The following is a 22,394-nucleotide window of genomic DNA, read 5'->3' as shown; positions in this document are numbered from 1 at the left end:
CGGATGATCTGGGGCTCGCGGCGACGCACTCGCAGCCGCTGGGGGCGCTCCGGTCCCATGACCCGCGGCATGGGTGCGTTGAGTCGAGCCGTGGCCGTCGCCTGGCGTCGATCGCTGCAGTTGCGAGTCGTGGCGCTGACCCTCGGGCTGTCGTTGGCCGTCATCCTCGCGCTCGGCTTCGTCCTGACCAGCCAGGTCACCAACCGCGTGCTGGATGTCAAGGTCAGGGCCGCCATCGAGCAGATCGAGCGGGCGCGCACCACCGTCGGCGGGATCGTCAACGGCGAGGAGACGCGCTCGCTGGACAGTAGCCTGCAGCTGGCCCGCAACACCTTGACCTCGAAGACCGACACCGCCTCGGGCGCCGGGCTGGCCGGCGCGTTCGACGCGGTGCTGATCGTGCCCGGCGACGGCCCGCGCGCCGCGACCACGGCCGGACCCGTCGATCAGGTGCCCAACTCGTTGCGCGGCTTCGTCAAGGCCGGGCAGGCGGCCTACCAGTACGCCACCGTGCACACCGACGGCTTTTCCGGACCGGCCCTGATCGTGGGAACCCCGACGTCCTCGCAGGTGGCCAACGTCGAGCTGTACCTAATCTTCCCGCTGAAGAACGAGCAGACCACGATCCAGCTGGTGCGCGGCACCATGATCACCGGCGGCGCGGTGCTGCTCGTGCTGCTCGCCGGGATCGCGCTGCTGGTATCCCGCCAGGTGGTGGTGCCGGTCCGGTCGGCGTCGCGGATCGCGGAACGCTTCGCCGAGGGCCACCTGTCCGAACGGATGCCGGTGCGCGGCGAGGACGACATGGCCCGGCTGGCGGTGTCGTTCAACGACATGGCCGAGAGCCTGTCCCGGCAGATCACCCAGCTCGAGGAGTTCGGCAACCTGCAGCGCCGCTTCACCTCCGACGTCAGCCACGAGCTGCGCACCCCGCTGACCACCGTGCGGATGGCCGCCGACCTGATCTACGACCACAGCGCCGACCTCGACCCGACGCTGGCCCGGTCCACCGAGCTGATGGTCAGCGAGCTGGACCGGTTCGAGACGCTGCTCAACGACCTGCTGGAGATCTCCCGGCACGACGCCGGTGTGGCCGAGTTGTCCGTCGAGGCGGTGGACCTGCGCACCACCGTGCAGAGCGCGCTGGGCAACGTGGGTCACCTGGCCGAGGAGGCGGGCATCGAGCTGCTCGTGGACCTGCCCGAACACGAGGTGATCGCCGAGGTCGACGCGCGCCGGGTGGAGCGGATCCTGCGCAACCTGATCGCCAACGCCATCGACCACGCCGAGCACAAACCGGTGCGGATCCGGATGGGCGCCGACGAGGACACCGTCGCCGTCACCGTCCGCGACTACGGCGTGGGGCTGCGGCCGGGCGAGGAGAAGCTGGTGTTCAGCCGGTTCTGGCGCTCCGACCCGTCGCGGGTGCGCCGGTCCGGTGGCACCGGGCTGGGCCTGGCGATCAGCATCGAGGACGCCCGGCTGCACCAGGGCCGGCTCGAGGCGTGGGGCGAGCCCGGCCAGGGAGCCTGCTTCAGGCTGACGCTTCCCCTGGTCCGCGGCCACAAGGTGACCACCAGCCCGCTGCCCTTGAAACCCATTCCGCCGTCGACCCAGCCGGCGCAACCGACCGCGCCGCAACGCGCCGACCGTCAACGGCCGCGCGAGCACGCCGAGAGGGGCGGGTGATGCGGCGGCTATCGGCCCTGTGGCTGTTGGCGCTGTTGCTCGCCGGCTGTGCGGGGGTGCCCAGCTCGTCGGCCCCGCAGGCCATCGGCACCGTCGAGCGACCGGCGCCGTCGAACCTGCCCAAGCCGACGCCCGGCATGGATCCCGACGTGCTGCTGCGCGAATTCCTCAAGGCCACAGCCGATCCGGCGAACCGGCACCTGGCGGCGCGGCAGTTCCTCACCCAGTCGGCGTCCAACGCCTGGGACGACGCCGGTAGCGCGCTGCTGATCGACCACGTCGTGTTCGTGGAAACCCGTGGCGCGGAACGGGTTTCGGCGACTATGCGGGCGGACATCCTGGGTTCGCTGTCGGACATGGGCGTGTTCGAAACCGCCGAGGGCGTGCTGCCCGACCCGGGGCCGATCGAGTTGGTCAAGACGTCCGGCGGCTGGCGCATCGATCGCCTGCCCAACGGGGTCTTCCTGGACTGGCAGCAGTTTCAGGCGACCTACAAGCGCAACACGCTCTACTTCGCCGACCCGACCGGCAAGACGGTGGTTCCCGATCCGCGCTACGTCGCGGTGTCCGACCACGACCAGCTGGCCACCGAGCTCGTCTCCAAGCTGCTGGCCGGGCCGCGGCCCGAGATGGCGCACACCGTGCGCAACCTGCTGGCCCCGCCGCTGCGGCTGCGCGGGCCGGTGACCCGGGCCGACGGCGGCAAGAACGGGATCGGGCGCGGCTACGGCGGCGCCCGCGTCGACCTGGAGAAGCTGTCCACCACCGATCCGCACAGCCGGCAATTGCTTGCCGCGCAGATCATTTGGACGCTGGCCCGGGCCGACATCAGGGGCCCGTACGTGATCAACGCCGACGGCGCACCGCTGGACGACAGGTTCGCCGACGGGTGGACCACCTCCGACGTCGCCGCCACCGACCCAGGCGTGGCCGACGGCGCGGGCGCGGGCGTGCACGCCCTGGTCAACGGGTCGCTGGTCGGGCTGGACGGGCAGCACATCACCAACGTGCCGGGGGCCTTCGGGCGGATGGGGGACCAGACCGGCGCCGCGCTGTCCCGCAGCGGTCGGCAGGTGGCGTCGGTGGTGACGCTGCGCCGCGGCGCCCCGGACATGGCGGCGTCGCTGTGGATCGGCGACCTCGGCGGGGAGGCGGTCCAGTCCGCCGACGGCCGCAGCCTGACGCGGCCCAGCTGGTCGCTGGACGACGCCGTCTGGGTGGTGGTCGACAACAACAACGTGCTGCGCGCGATCCAGGAACCGGCGTCCGGGCAACCCGCGCGGATCCCGGTCGACTCCGCCGCGGTGGCCGCCGGCTTTCCCGGGCCGATCACCGACCTGCAGCTGTCCCGCGACGGAACGCGCGCCGCGATGGTGATCAACGGTCAGGTGATCCTCGCCGGCGTCGAGCAGACCCAGGCCGGGCAGTACGCGCTGACCTATCCCCGGCGGCTGGGCTTCGGCCTGGGCAACTCGGTGGTCTCGCTGTCCTGGCGGACCGGCGACGACATCGTCGTGACCCGCACCGATGCCAGCCACCCGGTCTCCTACGTCAACCTCGACGGCGTGAACTCCGACGCGCCGGCCCGCGGCCTGCAGACCCCCGTGTCGACGGTGGCGGCCAACCCGTCGACGGTGTACGTCGCGGCCCCGCAAGGGGTGCTGCAGTATTCGGCGTCGGCACCCGAAAGCCAGCAGAGCTGGTCGGACGTGTCCGGGTTGACGCTGGCCGGGGCGGCGCCGGTGCTGCCGGGCTGATCGCCGAGATCGACGTTAGCGCGGGAAAGTTCGAGTGCGTCGCACGCTAACGTCGATCTCGGCGCCGGTGTCACCCCGGAACGCCACACTGGCAGGCGTGCTCGACCTCATCCTGCCGCTGGAGTGCGGCGGCTGCGGGGCGCCGTCGACGCGCTGGTGTGACGCCTGCGCGGCGGAGCTGTCGGTGGCCGCCGGGCAGCCGCACGTGATCACCCCCCGCATCGACCCGCAGGTGCCGGTGTTCGCACTCGGCCGCTACGCCGGCGCCCGTCGCCGGGCGATCCTCGCGATGAAGGAGCGCGGTCGCGGCGACCTCGTCGCACCGCTGGCCCACGCGCTGGCCGTCGGGGTGCACCGGCTGCTGTCCTGGGGCATGGTCGAGACCCCGCTGACGATCGTGCCCGCGCCGACCCGGCGCTCGGCGGCGCGCCGGCGAGGCGGTGACCCCGTCACCCGGCTGGCCCGGGCCGCGGTGGCCGAACACCCCGACGTCGCCGTCGCGCCGGCGCTGCGAATGAGGGCCTTGGCCCGCGACTCGATGGGCCTCGGCACGTCGGCGCGCGAACGCAACATCGCCGGCCGGGTGGTGCTGCGGGGCGCGCGGCCCCGAACCGAGGTCGTGCTCGTCGACGACGTCGTCACCACCGGCGCGACGGCGCGCGAGGCGGTGCGCACGCTGCGCGGCGCCGGGATCCGGGTGGCCGCGGTGCTGGCGATCGCGGCCGCCTAACCGTGAAACTCCGATGAGCCACCCAAGAGGATGTGAAGAACTCGCAACGGCTGGACGAAATTGGTGGCATCCCAAGGCGAACACGAGCTAACGTCGAGGACAACCTTCGGGTTGTGACGCCATACGCAAAGGGGGTGAGCATCCGACACCTTGCGCCGGCGGGCAGCCTGCGGCGGTGACCGTTCGGAAACCGCCCCCCACCCCGTCGGCGCGTCTTACAGAAAGCCGGCACGCAGCGCGTGCGACGTGGAAAAGGAAACGAGTTGTCACGTATGTCAAGGCTTACCGTGGATTTCGGTCAGATTCTGGACCAACCGCCGGTAGAAAGCGACGAGCCGGCCGAACAGACAGCCAACGCCGAAGTCGTGTTCAAGGGCCGCAACGTCGAGATCCCCGATCACTACCGCACCTACGTCTCGCAAAAACTCGCCCGCCTCGAACGGTTCGATCGCTCCATCTATCTCTTCGATGTCGAGCTCAAACACGCGCCCAACCGGCGACAGCGCAAGTCCTGTCAACGCGTGGAGATCACCGCCCGGGGTCGCGGGCCGGTGAGCCGCGCCGAGGCCTGCGCCGACAGCTTCTACGGGGCCTTCGAGTCCGCGGTCGACAAGCTGGAGAACCGGCTGCGCCGCGTCAAGGACCGCCGCAAGGTCCACTACGGCGACAAGACCCCCGTGTCGCTGGCGGCGGCCACGGCGGTCGCCCCGCCCCCGGACAGGGCCTTCAACTCCGAGCCCGTGGAGCCCCACCACCACGACCACAAAGAAATGGGAGACGGCCTGAACCACGACGGCCACGAGCCGGGGCGGGTGGTGCGTACCAAGGAACACCAGGCCACGCCGATGTCGGTCGACGAGGCGCTCTACGAGATGGAGCTCGTCGGGCACAACTTCTTCCTGTTCTACGACAGGGAGACGGCGCGACCGTCCGTCGTCTACCGCCGGCACGCCTACGATTACGGGCTGATCAGGCTGTCCTGAGCCTGCCTTGCTAAAAGGCCGACGCCGCGTCGTCACCTACGATGGGAGTCGCCTTATCGAAGAAGACTCCTACCAACAGGGGAACATCCCAAAAGGGGACAACACGTGCTGTCGAAGTTGCTGCGCCTTGGTGAAGGTCGCATGGTCAAGCGCCTCAAAAAGGTGGCCGACTATGTCAACACGTTGTCCGACGACGTCGAGAAGCTGACCGACGCCGAGCTGCGGGCCAAGACCGACGAGTTCAAAAGGCGTCTGAAGGACGCAAAAAACCCAGAGAGCCTCGACGACCTGCTGCCCGAGGCGTTCGCCGTGGCCCGCGAGGCCGCGTGGCGGGTGCTCGACCAGCGGCCGTTCGACGTGCAGGTGATGGGCGCGGCCGCGCTGCACCTGGGCAACGTCGCCGAGATGAAGACCGGTGAGGGCAAGACCCTGACCTGCGTGCTGCCCGCCTACCTCAACGCGCTGGCCGACGACGGCGTGCACATCGTCACCGTCAACGACTACCTGGCCAAGCGCGACAGCGAGTGGATGGGCCGGGTGCACCGCTTCCTGGGCCTGCAGGTCGGGGTGATCCTGGCCAGCATGACGCCCGACGAACGCCGGGTGGCCTACAACGCCGACATCACCTACGGCACCAACAACGAGTTCGGCTTCGACTACCTGCGCGACAACATGGCGCACTCGCTCGACGACCTGGTGCAGCGTGGGCACAGCTACGCGATCGTCGACGAGGTCGACTCCATCCTGATCGACGAGGCCCGCACCCCGCTGATCATCTCCGGTCCCGCCGACGGCGCCTCCGGCTGGTACGGCGAGTTCGCCCGGCTGGCGCCGCTGATGGAAAAGGACACCCACTACGAGGTCGACCTGCGCAAGCGCACCGTCGGCGTGCACGAAAAGGGCGTGGAATTCGTCGAAGACCAGCTCGGCATCGACAACCTGTACGAGGCCGCCAACTCGCCGCTGGTCAGCTACCTGAACAACGCGCTGAAGGCCAAGGAGCTGTTCAACCGCGACAAGGACTACATCGTCCGCGACGGCGAGGTGCTCATCGTCGACGAGTTCACCGGCCGCGTGCTGATCGGGCGCCGCTACAACGAGGGCATGCACCAGGCCATCGAGGCCAAGGAGCACGTCGAGATCAAGGCCGAGAACCAGACGCTGGCCACCATCACGCTGCAGAACTACTTCCGGCTCTACGACAAGCTGGCCGGCATGACCGGCACCGCCCAGACCGAGGCGGCCGAGCTGCACGAGATCTACAAGCTCGGGGTGGTCAGCATCCCGACCAACAAGCCGATGATCCGCGAAGACCAGTCCGACCTCATCTACAAGACCGAGGAGGCCAAGTACATCGCGGTGGTCGACGACGTCGCCGAACGTTACGAGAAGGGCCAACCGGTCCTGATCGGCACCACCAGCGTCGAGCGCTCGGAGTACCTGTCGCGGCAGTTCACCAAGCGGCGCCTCCCGCACAACGTGCTCAACGCCAAGTACCACGAGCAGGAGGCGACCATCGTCGCGGTGGCGGGCCGTCGCGGCGGCATCACCGTCGCCACCAACATGGCCGGCCGCGGCACCGACGTCGTGCTGGGCGGCAACGTCGACTTCCTCACCGACCAGCGGCTGCGTGCCCGCGGGCTGGACCCGGTGGAGACCCCCGACGAGTACGAGGCCGCGTGGCACGAGGAGCTGCCGCTCGTCAAGGAGGAGGCCGGCAAGGAGGCCGCCGACGTGGTCGAGGCCGGCGGCCTGTACGTGCTGGGCACCGAACGCCACGAGTCGCGGCGCATCGACAACCAGCTGCGCGGCCGCTCCGGCCGCCAGGGCGACCCGGGCGAGTCCCGCTTTTACCTGTCGCTGAGCGACGAGCTGATGCGCCGCTTCAACGGCGCCACGTTGGAGGCGATGCTCAACCGGCTGAACCTGCCCGACGACGTGCCGATCGAGAACAAGATGGTCACCCGCGCGATCAAGAGCGCGCAGACCCAGGTCGAGCAGCAGAACTTCGAGGTCAGGAAGAACGTCCTCAAGTACGACGAGGTGATGAACCAGCAGCGCAAGGTGATCTACGCCGAGCGCCGCCGCATCCTCGAGGGCGAGAACCTCAAGGAGCAGGCGTTGGACATGGTCCGTGACGTGGTCACCGCCTACGTCGACGGCGCGACGGCCGACGGCTACGCCGAGGATTGGGACCTGGACGCGTTGTGGTCGGCGCTCAAGGCGCTCTACCCGGTGGGGATCACCCACGAGAGCCTGACCCGCGAGGATGCCGAATCCGACCGCGACGAGCTCACCCGCGACGAGCTGCTCGACGCGCTGCTCAAGGACGCCGAACGCGCCTATGCCACACGGGAAGCCGAGCTCGAGGAGCTGGCCGGCGAGGGCGCCATGCGCCAGCTGGAGCGCAACGTGTTGCTCAACGTCATCGACCGCAAGTGGCGCGAGCACCTCTACGAGATGGACTACCTCAAGGAGGGCATCGGCCTGCGCGCGATGGCGCAGCGCGACCCGCTGGTGGAGTACCAGCGCGAGGGCTACGACATGTTCATGGCCATGCTCGACGGCCTGAAGGAGGAGTCGGTCGGCTTCCTGTTCAACGTCAGCGTGGAGGCGGTGCCCCGGGTCGCGCCGGTGGAAACGCCGGAAGGGCTGACGGACCTGGCGACCGCCGCCGCCGGACAGCAGGACGGCGCGGCGGCGCGTGAGGAGGGCTCAACCGCGTTGCGCACCAAGGGAATCGAAAGCGACGCGCCCGCCCTGACGTATACCGGCCCGTCCGAGGACGGTTCGGCGCAGGTGCAGCGCAACGGCGGCGGCGCGCAGAAGATGTCAGCCGGCGCGCCGGCGGGTGCCAGCCGGCGCGAGCGGCGTGACGCCGCGCGGCGGCAGGGTCGCGGCCCCAAGCTGCCGAAATCGGCCAAGAGGCGCTAAAACCTCTAGGCGAACGCGCGCCTGTGGTCGACACTGGGACCATGAAGCGTTACCTGATCGTCGGTTACGGCGCGGCGAGCTACGCGTCGTTCCTGGTGGCCTTCGTCTACGCGATCGGTTTCGTCGGCAACATCGTGGTACCGCGGAGCGTCGATCACGCGATCGCGGCGCCGACGGGCCAGGCGGTCGCGGTCAACGTGGCCCTGCTCGGCGTGTTCGCGGTCCAGCACAGCGTCATGGCTCGGCAGGGGTTCAAGCGGTGGTGGACGCGATTCGTGCCGCCGTCGATCGAACGCAGCACCTACGTGTGGCTGTCGAGCGCGGCGCTGCTGCTGCTCTACTGGCAGTGGCGAACGATGCCCACAATCATCTGGGACGTGCGACACCCGGCCGGCCGCTCGGTGGTGTGGGCCGCGTTCTGGCTCGGGTGGGCGATGGTGTTCGCCTCGAGCTTCATGATCAATCACTTCGACCTGTTCGGGCTGCGGCAGGTGTATTTGGCGTGGCGGGAAAAGCCGTACACCGACGTCGGCTTCCGCGCCCATTTGTTCTACCGCTGGGTGCGCCACCCGCTCATGCTGGGATTCCTGATCGCGTTCTGGGCGGCGCCCACGATGACGGCCGGGCATCTGCTCTTCGCGGCCGCCACCACCGGCTACATCCTGATCGCGCTGCACATCGAAGAGCGCGGCCTCGTTGCGGCGCTCGGCGACGACTATCGCGATTACCGCCGCGACGTGCCGATGCTGCTGCCTTTAAGGCATTGGCCGCGTCGGGGCCCGACGGAAGCGGTTGGCCAGCACTGACTCTCGAGGGGTTCGGCCCCGGGCCATCGACGCCGGCCGTGTCTTTGTCGATCCGCTGGCACCAACGCCGGCAAACCTGCAAGGATCGATGCCATGGATGTCAAGGAGGTGTTGCTGCCGGGCGTCGGCCTTCGGTACGAATTCACCAGCCACAAGGGTGACCGGGTCGGCATCATCGCCCGGCGCGGCGGCGAATTCGACGTCGTCCGTTACGCGGCCGACGATCCCGACCAGGCCCGGCCGGTCCTGCACCTGACCGACGACGAGGCCGAGGCCGTGGCCCAGATCCTGGGCGCGCCCCGCATCGCCGAGCGGTTCACCGAACTGTCCCGCCAAGTGCCCGGGCTCGAGACGGGGCAGATCCACCTCGTGGCCGGCAGCCCATTCGTGGACCACCCGCTGGGAGACACCCACGCCCGCACCCGCACGGGTGCGTCGATCGTCGCGATCGTGCGCAACGAGGAAGTGCTCGCCTCACCCGGTCCGAGCGAAATGCTGCGCGCGCAAGACGTTTTGATCGTGATCGGCACCGAAGACGGCATCGCCGCGGTCGAGCAGATCATCGACAAGGGCTGAGCCGATGCAGGTTTCGGGGGCGCTGCTGTTCCAACTCGGCGCCCTCCTGGCCACGCTCGCCGTATTGGGCGCTGTCGCACGGCGGTTCGCGCTGTCCCCGATCCCGGTGTACCTGCTGGCGGGCCTGTCGCTGGGCAAGGGCGGCCTGCTGCCGGTCGCCGCCGCGGGTGACTTCATTACGACGGCCGCGCCCATCGGCATCGTGTTGCTGCTGCTGACCCTCGGCCTGGAATTCTCCGCGTCCGAATTCGCCAGCAGCCTGCGCCACCACCTGCCGTCGGCCGGGGTCGACATCGTCCTCAACGCCACGCCCGGCGCGGTGGCCGGCTGGCTGCTGGGTTTGGACGGCGTCGCCATCCTGGCCCTGGCCGGGGTCACCTACATCTCGTCGTCCGGTGTCATCGCGCGGCTGCTGGAGGACCTGGGCAGGCTCGGTAACCGGGAAACGCCGGCCGTGCTGTCGGTGCTGGTGCTCGAGGACTTTGCGATGGCGGCCTACCTGCCGCTGTTCGCGGTCCTGGCGTTGCGCGGCGGCTGGCTGCACGCCGTCGGCGGCATGGCGGCCGCGGTCGGCGCGCTGGTGGTGGCGTTCGCCGCGTCCTACCGCTGGGGCCACCACGTCGGTCGGCTGGTCGAGCATCCCGACTCCGAGCAACTGCTGCTGAGGGTCCTGGGGATCACCCTGATGGTGGCGGCGGTGGCCGAATCGCTGCACGCGTCGGCCGCCGTCGGCGCCTTCCTGGTCGGGCTCACCCTGACCGGTGAGACGGCGGACCGGGCGCGCCGGGTGCTGGGGCCGCTGCGCGACCTGTTCGCCGCCATCTTCTTCCTGGCGATCGGCCTGTCGGTCGACCCGCACGAGCTGCTTCCCATGCTCCCGGTGGCGCTGGTCCTGGCCGTCGTCACCGCCGCGACCAAGGTCGCCACCGGGATTATCGCCGCCCGGCGCGACGGCGTGGCGCGGCGCGGGCAACTGCGTGCGGGCGCCGCGCTGATCGCCAGGGGCGAGTTCTCGTTGATCATCATCGGATTGGTCGGCACGTCCATCCCCGCGGCCGCGGCGCTGGCGACGGCCTACGTCTTCGTCATGGCGATCGCGGGCCCGGTGCTGGCCCGCTATGCGGGCGGCCCGGCGCCGGCCGATCCCGCGACCTGACCCGACGCCCGTCGCCGTCAGCCGATGTGCAGCGCCACGACCAGCCAGCGGGTGCCGGCGCCGGCGCGCACCCGTTCCACCCGGCAGGCGACGGCGTGGAGGCGGTCCCCGCGGCTGTAGGAGCCGAAGACCTCCGCCGCGGTGTCGGGATCGCGGTGCCCGGCCGGTTGCAGCCGCATCCGGCGCAGCACCGCGGCGCCCTCGCGCCCGGCCGCCGAACGGTCGATGGAGAGCACCGAATCCACCAGGCTGGGCGCCAGCATGGGGCGCAGCTGAGCGGCGGGCCGGCGCCGGTCGATGACCTCCAGCACCCGGCGCAGCGCGGCGTCGGCGAAGATCGCCGCCTGGCGCATCGGCGCCGACGCGACCGGGGCGGCCTCCGCCTGCGCCGCCCTGGGTTGCCGGCGGGCGTAGGGCCGGCGCGGCGCACGCGCGCGGCCGCGCAGCGTCGCCGGGGACGGCTGCCGGCACTGGGAGTCTCGCCGCACGTCCTGCGTCGGCGGTTCGTACTCGACGACGGGCGTCACGGCGAAAGCGTCGCGGCCGGGCGGACTCACGGCGGGGCTAATGGTCAACGCACTCTCCAACTCAACCGATGAACAGCTCGAACGGGGGCGGGAGCCTGCTGGAGAGTGGCAGACGGTGGTAGTCAGTGGTCATCATGACACAACTCGAGCTCACGCGTACCCGCGCTGAACCGCGGCCCGTCGGGGCGATTACCGTGGGCGGATACCTCGGTCCGGAAAACGAGACGACGGCGAATTGACAAGGAGGACAGGGCCCTAATGGTGACCCGGTTGTCCCCGGCGGACGCGTCCTTCTATCGGCTGGAGAACACGGCCACCCCGATGTACGTCGGCTCGCTGTCCATCCTGCGCCGCCCGCGGGCCGGGCTGAGCTACGAGACGCTGCTGGCCACCATCGAACAGCGGCTGCCCCAGATACCGCGGTACCGGCAGAAGGTGCGGGAAGTGCGGATTGGCATGGCCAGGCCCGTGTGGATCGACGACGCCGACTTCGACATCACCTATCACGTGCGGCAGTCGGCGCTGCCGTCGCCGGGCAGTGACGAGCAGCTGCACGAGCTGATCGCGCGGCTGGCCGCGCGGCCGCTGGACAAGGCGCGGCCCCTGTGGGAGATGTACCTGGTCGAGGGCCTGGCCAAAAACCGCGTCGCCCTCTACACCAAGTCGCACCAGGCGCTGATCAACGGCATGACCGCCCTGGAGATCGGCCATGTCATCGCCGACCGGACCCAGCGCCCGCCGCCGTTCCCCGAAGACATCTGGATACCGGAGCGCGACCCCGGCAGCACGCGGTTGGTCTTGGGCGCGATCGGCGACTGGCTGGGCGGTCCGGGCACCCAGCTGCAGGCCGTGGGGTCCGCGGTGACCGGGCTGGTGACCAACTACGGCGAACTGCTGGACGCGGGCCGCCGCGTTCTCGACATCGCGCGCGCGGTGGCGCGCGGCACCGCGCCCAGCAGCCCGCTCAACGCGACCGTGTCGCGGCACCGGCGCTTCACGGTCGCCCGCGGCAGCCTCGAGGACTATCGCGCGGTGCGCGCGCGCTACGACTGCGACGTCAACGACGTGGTGCTTGCCGTGATCGCGGGCGCGCTGGGCAACTGGTTGATGTCGCGCGGGGTGGCGGTGTCACCGACGGCGACGGTTCGGGCGATGGCGCCGCTCTCCGTCTACGCCGACGACCAGCTCGACTCGACCGGGCCCGGCCAAACGATCAGCCAGGTCGTGCCCTTCCTGGTCGATCTGCCGGTGGGGGAGGCGAATCCGGTGGTGCGGCTGTCGCAGATCGCCCACGCCACCGAGTCGAACCCGACGGCGGGCAGCCTGGTCGACGCCAGGACCATCGTCACGTTGTCCGGGTTTGCGCCACCCACGTTGCACGCCATGGGCATCCGGGTCGCGACCGGCTTCCCGAGCTTTTCCAAGCGGACGTTCAACTTGTTGATCACCAACGCCCCCGGAGCCCAGTCGCAGATGTACATCGCCGGCGCCAAGCTGCTGGAGACCTACGCGGTGCCGCCGCTGCTGCATAACCAGGCTTTGGCCATCAGCGTGACGTCCTATAACGGCATGCTGTATTTCGGGATCAACGCCGACCGCGACGCGATGAGCGACGTCGACCTGCTGCCGGGGTTGTTGGGCCAGGCGCTCGAGGAACTTCTCGAGGCCTCCCGTTAAGCAATTCGGGGTGAGAATTGGTGCCGGGCTCTATCATTCGTTGATGCGAATACCGCGACAAAGGACGCCACGGTGACGAAAACAAAATCCACCACGCCGCCGCCGCGCCGAATCTCCGACGCCGTATACGAGGCCGAATTGTTCCGGCTGCAAACGGAATTCGTGAGGCTGCAGGAATGGGTGCGGCATTCCGGGGCGCGCCTCGTGATCGTCTTCGAAGGCCGTGACGGAGCGGGCAAGGGCGGGACCATCAAGCGGATCACCGAGTACCTGAACCCGCGCGTCGCCCGCATCGCGGCGCTGCCCGCGCCGACCGATCGCGAACGCGGCCAGTGGTATTACCAGCGTTACATCGCCCACCTTCCCGCCGCGGGGGAAATCGTGCTCTTCGATCGGTCGTGGTACAACCGCGCCGGCGTCGAGAAAGTCATGGGATTCTGCACGCCGCAGGAGCATGCGCTGTTTTTGCGGCAGACCCCCATCTTCGAGCAGATGCTGATCGACGACGGGATCCTGTTGCGCAAGTATTGGTTTTCGGTCTCCGACACCGAACAGCTGCGCCGGTTCAAGGCGCGGCTGAACGACCCTGTCCGGCAATGGAAACTCAGCCCGATGGACATGGAATCGCTGTACCGGTGGGAGGACTATTCGCGCGCCAAGGACGAGATGATGGTGCACACCGACACCCCCGTCAGCCCTTGGTACGACGTGGAATCGGACATCAAGAAGCACGCGCGGCTGAACATGATGGCCCACCTGTTGTCGACGATCGAATACCACGACGTGGAGCGGCCCAAGGTCAAACTGCCCAAACAGCCGGTGGTGAGCGGCAACTACCAGCGCCCGCCGCGCGAGCTGTCGAGGTACGTCGACGACTACGCGGCCACCCTGATCGGGGAGTGATGATCGAGGTCTACATCCCGGCCACCTTGGCGATGCTGCGGCAGCTCGTCGCGGACGGCTCGCTGTGGCCGGTCAACGGCACCGCGTTCGCGGTGACGCCGACGCTGCGCGAGGCCTACGCGAGGGGCGACGACGAGGAGCTCGCCGAGGTGGCGCTGCGCGAGGCGGCGCTGGCGTCGCTGCGGCTGCTGGCGAGCGACGCCGGTGCCACTATGCCGCCCCGGCGCGCGGTGCTGGCCGCCGAGGTCGACATGGCCGAATCCGGGGCCACCTACCGCTCCGACCTCGACGACGCCGTCGTGCGGCTCGGCGCGCCGGTGGCGATCGACCAGGTGATCGCCGCCTACGTCGACAACGCCGCCGCCGAGCCGGACGTCCTCAGGGCGATCGAGGTGATCGACGCCGCCGACCTGGGCGACGAGGACGCCGAGCTGATCGTCGGCGACGCGTTGGACCACGACCTCGCGTGGTACGCGAACCAGGAGCTGCCATTCCTGCTCGACCTGCTCTGACACGCCCGATGTGACGCGGCCGTCGCCCCGAGCTCTGGATACGACACCGTAGGTTACGGTACCGTAGCCTGTATTGGAGGGCCCCGGAAAAATCGCCTTCAACGTCGAGCGGAAGCCGAGCGCCGCACCGTGAGCAGGAGCTTCCTATGAGCAAGCAGTACGCACACATCACCGCCAATGTCGTCGCGACCAAGCGGCCCGTCGTCGCCGGCGCCGAAAGGCATCCCGGCTGGCACGCGCTGCGCAAGCTCGCGTCGCGCATCACGACGCCGCTGTTGCCCGACGACTATCTCCACCTGGCCAATCCGCTGTGGTCGGCGCGGGAGTTGCGGGGCCGCATCCTCGAGGTCCGCCGGGAGACGGAAGATTCCGCGACCCTGGTGATCAAACCCGGCTGGGGATTCAGCTTCGACTACCAGCCGGGCCAGTACATCGGGATCGGGCTGCTGGTCGACGGGCGCTGGCGCTGGCGTTCGTATTCGCTGACGTCCAGCCCGGCCACCGCGGCGTCCGGGTTGTCGCCGCGCACGGTGACCATCACCGTGAAGGCGATGCCCGAAGGGTTCCTCTCCACCCACCTGGTGGCCGGGGTGGCGCCAGGAACCGTCGTCCGGCTGGCCGCCCCCCGGGGCAACTTCGTGCTGCCCGACCCGGCGCCGCCGTCGATCCTGTTCCTCACCGCCGGATCCGGGATCACCCCGGTGATGTCGATGCTGCGAACACTGCTGCGCCGCAACCAGATTGGCGATGTCATGCACCTGCATTCGGCGCCCACCGAATCGGACGTGATGTTTCGCGCCGAGCTGGCCGCGCTGGCGGCCGACCAGCCGGGCTATCGCCTGCGGCTGCGCGAGACCCGCACGCAGGGTCGGCTGGACCTCGCGTCGCTCGACGAGCAGGTGCCCGACTGGCGCGAGCGCCAGACCTGGGCGTGCGGCCCGGAGGGCATGCTCTCCCAGGCCGAGAAGGTGTGGTCGGCGGCGGGCGTCGGCGACCGGCTGCACCTGGAGCGGTTCGCGGTGTCCAAGGCCGCGCCCGCCGGGGCCGGCGGAACGGTCACGTTCGTCCGAAGCGGGCGGGCCGTGACCGCGGACGCCGCGACGTCGCTGATGGACGCCGGTGAGAGCGCCGGCGTGCAGATGCCCTTCGGCTGCCGGATGGGTATCTGCCAGTCGTGTGTGGTGCCCCTGGTGGAGGGTCACGTCCGCGATCTGCGGACCGGCGCCGAACACGACCCCGGGACGCGGGTGCAGACCTGCGTGTCGGCCGCCTCGGGCGATTGCGCGCTCGACATCTAAAGGCTACTCACAGGTAACTTACGGATTCGTAGGTTACGATAGCGTAGGTAGTCACAACGACCGCAGGGAGATGACGATGGCGATCACGGACGTCGACGCATTCGCCCATCTGACGGACGCCGACATCGAAAGCCTGGCCGTTGAGCTGGACGCCATCCGCCAGGACATTGAAGACTCGCGCGGCGAGCGGGACGCCCGCTACATTCGCCGCACCATCGCGGCGCAGCGCGCGCTCGAGGTGGCCGGCCGGCTGCTGCTGGCGGCCAGCTCACGGCGTTCGGCATGGTGGGCGGGGACCGTGACGCTCGGTGTGGCCAAGATCGTCGAGAACATGGAGATCGGCCACAACGTCATGCACGGCCAGTGGGACTGGATGAACGACCCGGAGATTCACTCCTCGACGTGGGAGTGGGACATGAGCGGGTCGTCCAAGCACTGGCGCTACACCCACAACTTCGTGCACCACAAGTACACCAACATCCTCGGGATGGACGACGACGTCGGCTACGGGTTGCTGCGCGTCACCCGCGACCAGCGCTGGAAGCGCTTCAACATTTTCAACCTGCTGTACAACACCTTGCTCGCGCTTCTCTTTGAATGGGGCGTCGGCCTGCAGCACGTCGAGCTCGGCAAGATCGTCAAGAAGCGGTTGGGCCACGACGAAGCCCGGCAAAGGACGGACGAGTTCCTGGCCAAGGCCGGCCGCCAGGTGCTCAAGGACTATGTCGCGTTCCCGGCGCTGACCTCGCTGTCGCCCGGCGCGACGTACCGGTCGACGCTGACGGCCAACGCTGTGGCCAACGTGATCCGCAACGTGTGGGCCAACGCGGTCATCTTCTGCGGGCATTTCCCCGATGGCGCGGAGAAATTCACCAAGACCGACATGATCGGCGAGACCAAGGGCCAGTGGTACCTGCGTCAGATGCTGGGCAGCGCCAACTTCGAGGCCGGCCCGGTGCTGCGGTTCATGAGCGGCAATCTGTGTCATCAGATCGAGCACCACCTGTATCCCGATCTGCCGAGCAACCGGCTGCACGAGATCTCGGTGCGGGTGCGCGAGGTCTGCGACAAGTACGACTTGCCCTACACCACCGGCTCGTTCCTGCTGCAGTACGCCAAGACCTGGCGCACGCTGGCCAAGCTGTCGCTGCCCAACAAGTATCTGCTCGACGACGCCGACGACGCCCCGGAGACGCGCAGCGAGCGGATGTTCGCCAACCTGGGGCCCGATTTCGCGGGTACCGACCCGGCGACCGGGCGGCGGCGCGGGCTGAAGACGGCCATCGCGACGGTGCGGGGCTGGCGGCGCGCCAAGCGCGCCAAGCGCCAAGCGGGACAGGGCCGCCGCGACGACCTGGCCGCCTAGCGCCCTACCTTCTGCCACCCCCACCCTTTGGTGCCCCCACACCCTTTGGTGCCCCCACCCTTTGGCGCGAGCGTGCGCAGTTGTACGTCCGCGCGCGGCGTGTCGTGTACAAACACGCACGCTCGGCGCGTCGCGTTCGTCGGGAACGCCGAGTCGCCCGGGGCTACGCTCGGGGAGGCATAGGGAAAGGCACGCGATGTTCGCAGCGTTCGGATTCGAATCCCTGGGTGTAGTGGTCGGGGACATGTACTTCGTCGACCCGACTCCGCTCAAAGGCCAGGAAACCCCGGAACGGGGGGTCAGGCTGGAACTTCGCCTCGTGGACCGGGCCGAGCCCCAGGGGTCGATCTACGCCGGCGTCCCGATCGCCTTCACCCGGCCGGTGTGGCGGGTGGACCTTTTCGGGTCCACCGAGAGCCCGCCCGGAACACTGGACCGGGCCCATCACCACCCCCGTTTCGACGGTTGGGAACCCGGACGCCGGCACTTCGTCCCCGAGCTGTCTGCCGACCCGCTGTCCTGGTTGGCCGATCAGCTGGCCGACCCGGCGGCCGTGTTGGCGCGGGCGGGCGTCGACGCCGACGAGGTCAGCGAGGCCGACAAGACGGGACTCGCCGCGGCGGCCCCGGAGATTGTGGCGGCGGTGAAGCGGATGCTCGACGGCGTGCGGGACGGGGATTTGGCCCCGGCCCCCGCCGAGCCGGTCGCCGCCGCCCGCACCGGCTGGCTCTAACTCTGCCCCGGCCGGCCGGCCGGCCCAGCCCCAGCCGCCCCAGCACCGGCCCGCCAGCACCGGCCGCCCAGCACCGGCCCGCCGCGAGCGTGCGCAGTTGTACGGGTTGAGCGGCGTGTCGCTGTGCAGACACGCACGCTCGGCAGGGCGTCAGGGCTGGTTGAGGGCCGCGAGCAGCCGCCGGGCCGCGGCGACGCGGCGGACGGCGGGTCCGGAGAGTGTGTCCAGCGCGCATTCGGGGTCGGCCGGCGGCCCCATGTGCCCGCAGCCGCGCGGGCAGTCGGCGATCGCCTCGGCCAGGTCCGAGAACGCCATCAACACGTCGTCGGGCTCGATGTGGGCCAACCCGAACGAGCGGATTCCCGGGGTGTCGATCACCCAGCCCGAACCCTCGAGCGGCAGTGCCACCGACTGCGTCGAGGTGTGCCGTCCCCTCCCGATCTCCGTCACCTCGCCCACGGCCCGATCCGCCTCGGGCACAAGGCGATTCACCAACGTCGACTTGCCGACCCCCGAATGGCCCAGCAGCACGGTGATCTTGCCGGCGATCAGGTCCGCGACCGCGAGCAGCGGGTCGTCGACGCCGGCGGCGACCACCGTCAGGTCCAGGTCGGCGAATTGCTCGGCGAACGGCTCGGGCGGGGCGAGGTCGGTTTTGGTCAGGCACAGGATCGGGGCCAGGCCGCCGGCGTAGGCGGCGATCAGCGCCCGGTCCACCAGCCCGGTGCGCGGCGGCGGGTCGGCGAGAGCCACCACGATCAGCAGCTGGTCAGCATTGGCGACCACCACTCGCTCGGTGGGGTCGGTGTCATCGGCGGTGCGCCGCAACACCGTTCGCCGCGGGCTCCGGCGCACGATGCGGGCCAGCGTGTCCGGCCGGCCGGACAGGTCGCCGACCAGGTCGACGTCGTCGCCGACGACGATCGGGGTGCGGCCCAGTTCGCGGGCCCGCATCGCCGTGACCCGGCGATCGGGGCGGCCGCCCAGCACGCACCCCCAGCGGCCGCGGTCCACGCTGACCACCATGGCGGCCTCGGCGTCGGCGTGCTCCGGACGGGTCTTGGTTCGCGGTCGCGAACCCCTGCCGGAGCGGACCTTGACGTCGGACTCGTCGTAGTCGCCGGGCCTCAAACGTTGGACTCCAGCATGCGGGCCCACAGCCGCGGAAACTCCGGCAGCGTCTTGGCGGTGGCGCCGATGTCGTCCACCTCGACGCCGGCGACCCGCAGCCCGATGATCGCGCCCGCCATGGCCATTCGATGGTCGGCGTACGCGCGCCAGGTGCCCGCCCGCAGCGGCGTCGCGGTGATCACCAGGCCGTCGGGCGTCTCGGCGCAATTGCCGCCCAAGCGGTTGATCTCGGTGCTCAGCGCGGCCAGGCGATCCGTCTCGTGACCCCGCAGATGGGCGATGCCGGAGAGGCGTGACACCGATCCCGGGGTCGCCAGCGCGGCGAGCGCCGCCACCGACGGGGTCAGCTCGCCGACGGCGCGCAGGTCGACGTCAAAGCCGGCGTAGTCGGCCGACCCCCGCACCTCGAGGAACGAATCGGCTTGGTTAACAACGGCATTCAATTTACCCAGGACATCGAGGATATTCTCGGCGGGTTGCACGCTGCCCGCCGGCCAGCCGGCGATGCGCACGGTTCCACCGCTGACCACGGCCGCGGCCAGGAACGGGACGGCGTTGGTGAGATCGGGTTCGATCTCCCAGTGCCGGGCCGAAACGGGGCCGGGGTGCACGTGCCAGCGGTTCGGAACGGAGTCGTCGACGCCGACGCCGGCCTGACGCAGCATCGCGATCGTCATCGCGATGTGTGGGGCCGACGGCAGCGCCGGGCCGCTGTGTTGGACGGTCAGGCCTTCGGTGAACGACGGTGCCGACAACAGCAGGCCGGACACGAACTGCGAGGACCCCGAGGCGTCGATGGCCACGGCGCCGCCGGCGACCGATCCGCCGCCGCGGACCCGGAAGGGAAGACCGGCGCCGTCGATCCCGACCCCCAGGCCCCGCAGCGCGTCCAGCAGCGGCGCGATGGGGCGGGCGCGGGCCTGCTCGTCGCCGTCGAATTCCACCGTCGAATCGGCGAGGGCCGCCAGCGGCGGGACGAAACGCAGGACCGTGCCGGCCAGGCCGCAATCCACCCGGGCGTCGGGCCCCGGGGCGATCCGGCCGCCCACCGTCAGTTCGGGTCCGGCCCCGTCGACGCGCAGGCCTAGGGTTCGCAGCGCCCCGATCATCAGGTCGGTGTCCCGGCTGCGCAGCGCGCCGCTGATGGTGGAGGCGCCGTGGCCCTGCGCGGCGGCCAGCGCGGCCAGCACCAGCGCCCGGTTGGTCTGCGACTTCGAGCCCGGAACGGTCACGGTCGCGCGCACCGGCGCCGTCGCGCGTGGCGCCGTCCACGACTCGGTGCTGCTCACGCCTTCATCCTGCCGTGTCGGCGGGTCTCATGAGTACCGGGCGCCCCAGGGAATCCGTGCGGGGCACTATGGGAGTTGTGTGCGGACGGTTTGTGGTCAAGACGGACCCGGCGCAGCTGGCCGAAAAGATCGACGCGATCAATGAGGCGACGGCGGCCGCCGCATCCGGTGCCGGGGCGCCCAACTACAACGTGGCCCCCACCGACACGATCGCGGCCGTGGTGGCCCGGCACAGCGAGCCCGACGACGAGCCTGCGCGACGGGTGCGGCTCATGCGCTGGGGATTGGTTCCGCCGTGGGCCAAGGCCTGTCCCAACGGCGGGCCGGACACCAAGGGCCCGCTGCTGATCAACGCCCGCGCGGACAAGGTCACCAGCTCGCCAGCCTTCCGGTCGAGCGCCAAACACAAGCGTTGCCTGGTGCCGATGGATGGCTACTACGAATGGCGCGTCAATTCGGACGGGGGCGCCACGAAGTCACGCAAGACGCCGTTCTTCATGTACAGCGACGACGGTGAGCCGCTGTTGGTGGCCGGTTTGTGGTCGGTGTGGAGGCCAGAGGGGCAGCCGGCCGAGGACGGTCCGCCGCTCCTGAGCTGCACGATCATCACCACCGACGCCGTGGGCGAGCTCGCCGAGATCCACGACCGGATGCCGCTGGTGGTGCCCGAACGCGACTGGGACCGCTGGTTGGACCCGGACGCACCGGTCGATGAGGAGCTGCTGGCCCGGCCGCCCGACGTGCGCGGCATTTGCATGCGCGAGGTGTCGACGCTGGTCAACAGCGTGCGCAACAACGGGCCGCAGCTGATCGAACCGGCCGAACCGCAGCCCGAGCAGGCCACGCTGCTGTGACGGGGCACGACGCGCGCTACGGGTCGTCGTCTTGGTCGTGTTCGTTGTGGTGGAGGAGTTTTTCGGGGTGCCAGTAGGTGTTGGTTCTGGGTTGGCCGTGGTCGAGGTGGGCTGGGGGGATCCATTCGGTGTCGCCGTGGGTGTTTTTGCGGGTGCTCCAGCCGCCGGGTTGCACGATGTGGTGTTGGGTGGGACACCCGAAGGCCAGGTTGTTGACGTCGGTGTCGCCGCAGGTGGTGTAGGGCTCGACGTGATGGACTTCGCACCAGTACCCGGGCACGGTGCAGCCGGGTGCGGTGCAGCCAAGGTCTTTGGCGTACAAGACGATCCGCTGCGCGGGCGACGCCAGCCTTTTCGTGTAGTACAGGGCTAGGGTTTTGCCCTTGTCGAAGATGGCCAGGTAGTGGCGGGCGTGGCGGGACAGGCGGATCACATCCGACATGGGCAGGATGCTGCCCCCGCCGGTCAGGCCCCGCCCGGCGGCGGCCTCGAGCTCGGCCAGCGTGGTGGTCACGATGATCGACGCCGGCAGCCCATTGTGTTGGCCGAGTTTTCCGGAGGCGAGCAGGGCGCGCAGCGCGGCATTGAGACCATCGTGTTGGCGCTGCGCCGGGGAGCGGGAGTCTTTATCGATCACCTCTTGGCTGGGCGCGCCGTCCACGGTGGGGGCCTGATCGTCAGGGTTGCACATGCCGGGGGCGGCTAGTTTGGCCCACACGGCTTCTAGGGTGGCGCGGGCTTCGGGGGTGAGCCAGCCGCGCAGGGCGGACATGCCGTCGGCTTCTTGTTTACCCAACGTGATGCCGCGCCGGCGCGCGCGATCGTCGTCGCTGTAGAGGCCGTCGGGGTTCAGACAGTCGGCGAGGGTGTCGGCCAGCGCGCCGAGTTGTTCGGGTCGATGCTGGGTGCCCAGCCGGGCCAGGTGTTTTTCGGCGCGTTCGCGGGTGGCTTGGTCGATCCAGCCGGGTAGTTGGTGGTAGAACCGGCGGATCGCCGCCACCTGCGCGCCCCCCAGTTTCCCGTCGCGTTGGGCCGCGGCGGTTTCGGCGAGCACCGGCGCCAACGGTTCCCCGGTCAGGGCGCGGCGGGGTCCGAGATCGGCGGCTTCGTGAATGCGCCGGCCCGCTTCGCCACGGGTGATCAACGCCCACTCGGCGATCGCATGCGAGAGCGTGCCGCCCAGCTCTTCGGGGGTGGCCTGGCGGGCCAGCTGATTGATCAGCGGATGCTCGATCGCCGGCACGCGGCGGCGCACCGTCTCGCAGCGCTCCAACAACACCAACCGCTCCCGGGTACTCAACGCCTCACAATCCAACCCCAAGACCCCGTCAACCGCGGCATCCAGGGCGTCAAAGGCAGCCGTGATCACCTCCCGATCCACCACGCTGCCAGCCATGACCAGAAACTATCGAAGCCCACCGACAAAAAACCCGGCCCAGTGACCACTGAAACCAAAGTGACACAAGTTATTTC

General features: G+C 69.7%; 19 protein-coding genes. 15 read left to right on the top strand and 4 right to left on the bottom strand.

Going from position 1 to position 22,394, the window contains the following annotated elements; all coding sequences use genetic code 11:
• Window positions 1-3 precede the first annotated feature (3 nt).
• The 8 genes from mtrB to G6N25_RS04320 all read left to right on the top strand — a co-directional run bounded on the left by mtrB (window position 4) and on the right by G6N25_RS04320 (window position 10,631).
• Entirely contained in the window at window positions 4-1,689 is a 1,686-nt protein-coding gene (gene mtrB, locus G6N25_RS04355) for an MtrAB system histidine kinase MtrB (RefSeq protein WP_083073172.1), read from the top strand.
• Window positions 1,689-3,446, top strand: coding sequence for an MtrAB system accessory lipoprotein LpqB (gene lpqB / locus G6N25_RS04350; RefSeq protein WP_083073171.1), 1,758 nt, complete (start codon window positions 1,689-1,691; stop codon window positions 3,444-3,446). Before mtrB ends, lpqB begins: the two co-directional genes overlap by 1 nt.
• A 97-nt stretch (window positions 3,447-3,543) precedes the next feature.
• Entirely contained in the window at window positions 3,544-4,176 is a 633-nt protein-coding gene (locus G6N25_RS04345) for a ComF family protein (protein ID WP_083073265.1), read from the top strand.
• A gap of 287 nt (window positions 4,177-4,463) precedes the next feature.
• Window positions 4,464-5,159 (top strand): ribosome hibernation-promoting factor, HPF/YfiA family, encoded by a 696-nt coding sequence (gene hpf, locus G6N25_RS04340; RefSeq protein WP_083073170.1) that lies wholly within the window; start codon window positions 4,464-4,466, stop codon window positions 5,157-5,159.
• Between the two features lie 105 nt (window positions 5,160-5,264).
• Window positions 5,265-8,093: a preprotein translocase subunit SecA gene (gene secA, locus G6N25_RS04335; protein WP_083073169.1), complete on the top strand. Its 2,829-nt coding sequence runs from the start codon at window positions 5,265-5,267 to the stop codon at window positions 8,091-8,093.
• A 41-nt stretch (window positions 8,094-8,134) separates the two neighbouring features.
• Complete coding sequence (gene mddA / locus G6N25_RS04330) at window positions 8,135-8,899, top strand: methanethiol S-methyltransferase (protein ID WP_083073168.1); 765 nt, start codon at window positions 8,135-8,137, stop codon at window positions 8,897-8,899.
• Between the two features lie 93 nt (window positions 8,900-8,992).
• Window positions 8,993-9,475: a cation:proton antiporter regulatory subunit gene (locus G6N25_RS04325; protein ID WP_083073167.1), complete on the top strand. Its 483-nt coding sequence runs from the start codon at window positions 8,993-8,995 to the stop codon at window positions 9,473-9,475.
• Between the two features lie 4 nt (window positions 9,476-9,479).
• Entirely contained in the window at window positions 9,480-10,631 is a 1,152-nt protein-coding gene (locus G6N25_RS04320; RefSeq protein ID WP_083073166.1) for a cation:proton antiporter, read from the top strand.
• Between the two features lie 17 nt (window positions 10,632-10,648).
• Here the strand turns inward: G6N25_RS04320 and G6N25_RS04315 are convergent, their stop codons facing one another.
• Entirely contained in the window at window positions 10,649-11,206 is a 558-nt protein-coding gene (locus tag G6N25_RS04315; protein WP_083073165.1) for an Rv3235 family protein, read from the bottom strand.
• Window positions 11,207-11,416: 210 nt separating this feature from the next.
• On the opposite strand from G6N25_RS04315, the gene G6N25_RS04310 reads away from it, so the two are divergent.
• From G6N25_RS04310 to G6N25_RS04285, 6 genes are all read left to right on the top strand, one after another.
• On the top strand, window positions 11,417-12,835 hold the full coding sequence (locus G6N25_RS04310) for a WS/DGAT/MGAT family O-acyltransferase (RefSeq protein ID WP_083073164.1): 1,419 nt from the start codon (window positions 11,417-11,419) through the stop codon (window positions 12,833-12,835).
• Between the two features lie 72 nt (window positions 12,836-12,907).
• Window positions 12,908-13,738 carry a polyphosphate kinase 2 gene (gene ppk2 / locus G6N25_RS04305; protein ID WP_083073163.1) on the top strand — a complete coding sequence of 277 codons (831 nt, stop codon included), beginning with the start codon at window positions 12,908-12,910 and terminating at the stop codon, window positions 13,736-13,738.
• Window positions 13,738-14,250 (top strand): DUF6912 family protein, encoded by a 513-nt coding sequence (locus tag G6N25_RS04300; RefSeq protein WP_083073162.1) that lies wholly within the window; start codon window positions 13,738-13,740, stop codon window positions 14,248-14,250. The genes ppk2 and G6N25_RS04300 overlap by 1 nt, the downstream gene beginning before the upstream one ends.
• Before the next feature lie 146 nt (window positions 14,251-14,396).
• A complete protein-coding gene (locus G6N25_RS04295) occupies window positions 14,397-15,548 on the top strand; it encodes a ferredoxin reductase (RefSeq protein ID WP_083073161.1) in 1,152 nt (383 codons plus the stop codon).
• Between the two features lie 76 nt (window positions 15,549-15,624).
• Window positions 15,625-16,914, top strand: coding sequence for a fatty acid desaturase family protein (locus G6N25_RS04290; RefSeq protein ID WP_083073264.1), 1,290 nt, complete (start codon window positions 15,625-15,627; stop codon window positions 16,912-16,914).
• A gap of 196 nt (window positions 16,915-17,110) precedes the next feature.
• Window positions 17,111-17,647: a hypothetical protein gene (locus G6N25_RS04285; protein WP_083073160.1), complete on the top strand. Its 537-nt coding sequence runs from the start codon at window positions 17,111-17,113 to the stop codon at window positions 17,645-17,647.
• A 150-nt stretch (window positions 17,648-17,797) separates the two neighbouring features.
• On the opposite strand, the gene rsgA is transcribed toward G6N25_RS04285, so the two are convergent.
• Both rsgA and aroA read right to left on the bottom strand, forming a co-directional pair.
• Window positions 17,798-18,778 carry a ribosome small subunit-dependent GTPase A gene (gene rsgA, locus G6N25_RS04280; RefSeq protein ID WP_083073159.1) on the bottom strand — a complete coding sequence of 327 codons (981 nt, stop codon included), beginning with the start codon at window positions 18,776-18,778 and terminating at the stop codon, window positions 17,798-17,800.
• Window positions 18,775-20,067, bottom strand: coding sequence for a 3-phosphoshikimate 1-carboxyvinyltransferase (gene aroA / locus G6N25_RS04275; protein ID WP_142272537.1), 1,293 nt, complete (start codon window positions 20,065-20,067; stop codon window positions 18,775-18,777). The genes rsgA and aroA overlap by 4 nt, the downstream gene beginning before the upstream one ends.
• Before the next feature lie 77 nt (window positions 20,068-20,144).
• On the opposite strand from aroA, the gene G6N25_RS04270 reads away from it, so the two are divergent.
• Window positions 20,145-20,921 carry an SOS response-associated peptidase gene (locus tag G6N25_RS04270; protein ID WP_083073158.1) on the top strand — a complete coding sequence of 259 codons (777 nt, stop codon included), beginning with the start codon at window positions 20,145-20,147 and terminating at the stop codon, window positions 20,919-20,921.
• Window positions 20,922-20,937: 16 nt separating this feature from the next.
• Here G6N25_RS04270 and G6N25_RS04265 read toward each other — a convergent pair whose 3' ends face one another.
• Complete coding sequence (locus G6N25_RS04265) at window positions 20,938-22,317, bottom strand: HNH endonuclease signature motif containing protein (protein ID WP_083073157.1); 1,380 nt, start codon at window positions 22,315-22,317, stop codon at window positions 20,938-20,940.
• Window positions 22,318-22,394 lie beyond the last annotated feature (77 nt).

Origin of the sequence: Mycobacterium heidelbergense, from assembly GCF_010730745.1 — a bacterium.
Lineage (GTDB): Bacteria > Actinomycetota > Actinomycetes > Mycobacteriales > Mycobacteriaceae > Mycobacterium > Mycobacterium heidelbergense.
The sequence above is the reverse complement of the archived record's forward strand: the minus strand, read 5'-3'. Positions and strand labels throughout refer to the sequence as shown.

Bases quoted from the DNA above. Each gene is read 5' to 3' on its own strand.
- mtrB (WP_083073172.1), top strand. From the start codon at position 4: ATGATCTGGGGCTCGCGGCGACGCACTCGCAGCCGCTGGGGGCGCTCC.
- lpqB (WP_083073171.1), top strand. From the start codon at position 1,689: ATGCGGCGGCTATCGGCCCTGTGGCTGTTGGCGCTGTTGCTCGCCGGC.
- mddA (WP_083073168.1), top strand. From the start codon at position 8,135: ATGAAGCGTTACCTGATCGTCGGTTACGGCGCGGCGAGCTACGCGTCG.
- G6N25_RS04325 (WP_083073167.1), top strand. From the start codon at position 8,993: ATGGATGTCAAGGAGGTGTTGCTGCCGGGCGTCGGCCTTCGGTACGAA.
- G6N25_RS04320 (WP_083073166.1), top strand. From the start codon at position 9,480: ATGCAGGTTTCGGGGGCGCTGCTGTTCCAACTCGGCGCCCTCCTGGCC.
- G6N25_RS04310 (WP_083073164.1), top strand. From the start codon at position 11,417: ATGGTGACCCGGTTGTCCCCGGCGGACGCGTCCTTCTATCGGCTGGAG.
- G6N25_RS04300 (WP_083073162.1), top strand. From the start codon at position 13,738: ATGATCGAGGTCTACATCCCGGCCACCTTGGCGATGCTGCGGCAGCTC.
- G6N25_RS04295 (WP_083073161.1), top strand. From the start codon at position 14,397: ATGAGCAAGCAGTACGCACACATCACCGCCAATGTCGTCGCGACCAAG.
- G6N25_RS04290 (WP_083073264.1), top strand. From the start codon at position 15,625: ATGGCGATCACGGACGTCGACGCATTCGCCCATCTGACGGACGCCGAC.
- G6N25_RS04285 (WP_083073160.1), top strand. From the start codon at position 17,111: ATGTTCGCAGCGTTCGGATTCGAATCCCTGGGTGTAGTGGTCGGGGAC.
- G6N25_RS04265 (WP_083073157.1), bottom strand. From the start codon at position 22,317: ATGGCTGGCAGCGTGGTGGATCGGGAGGTGATCACGGCTGCCTTTGAC.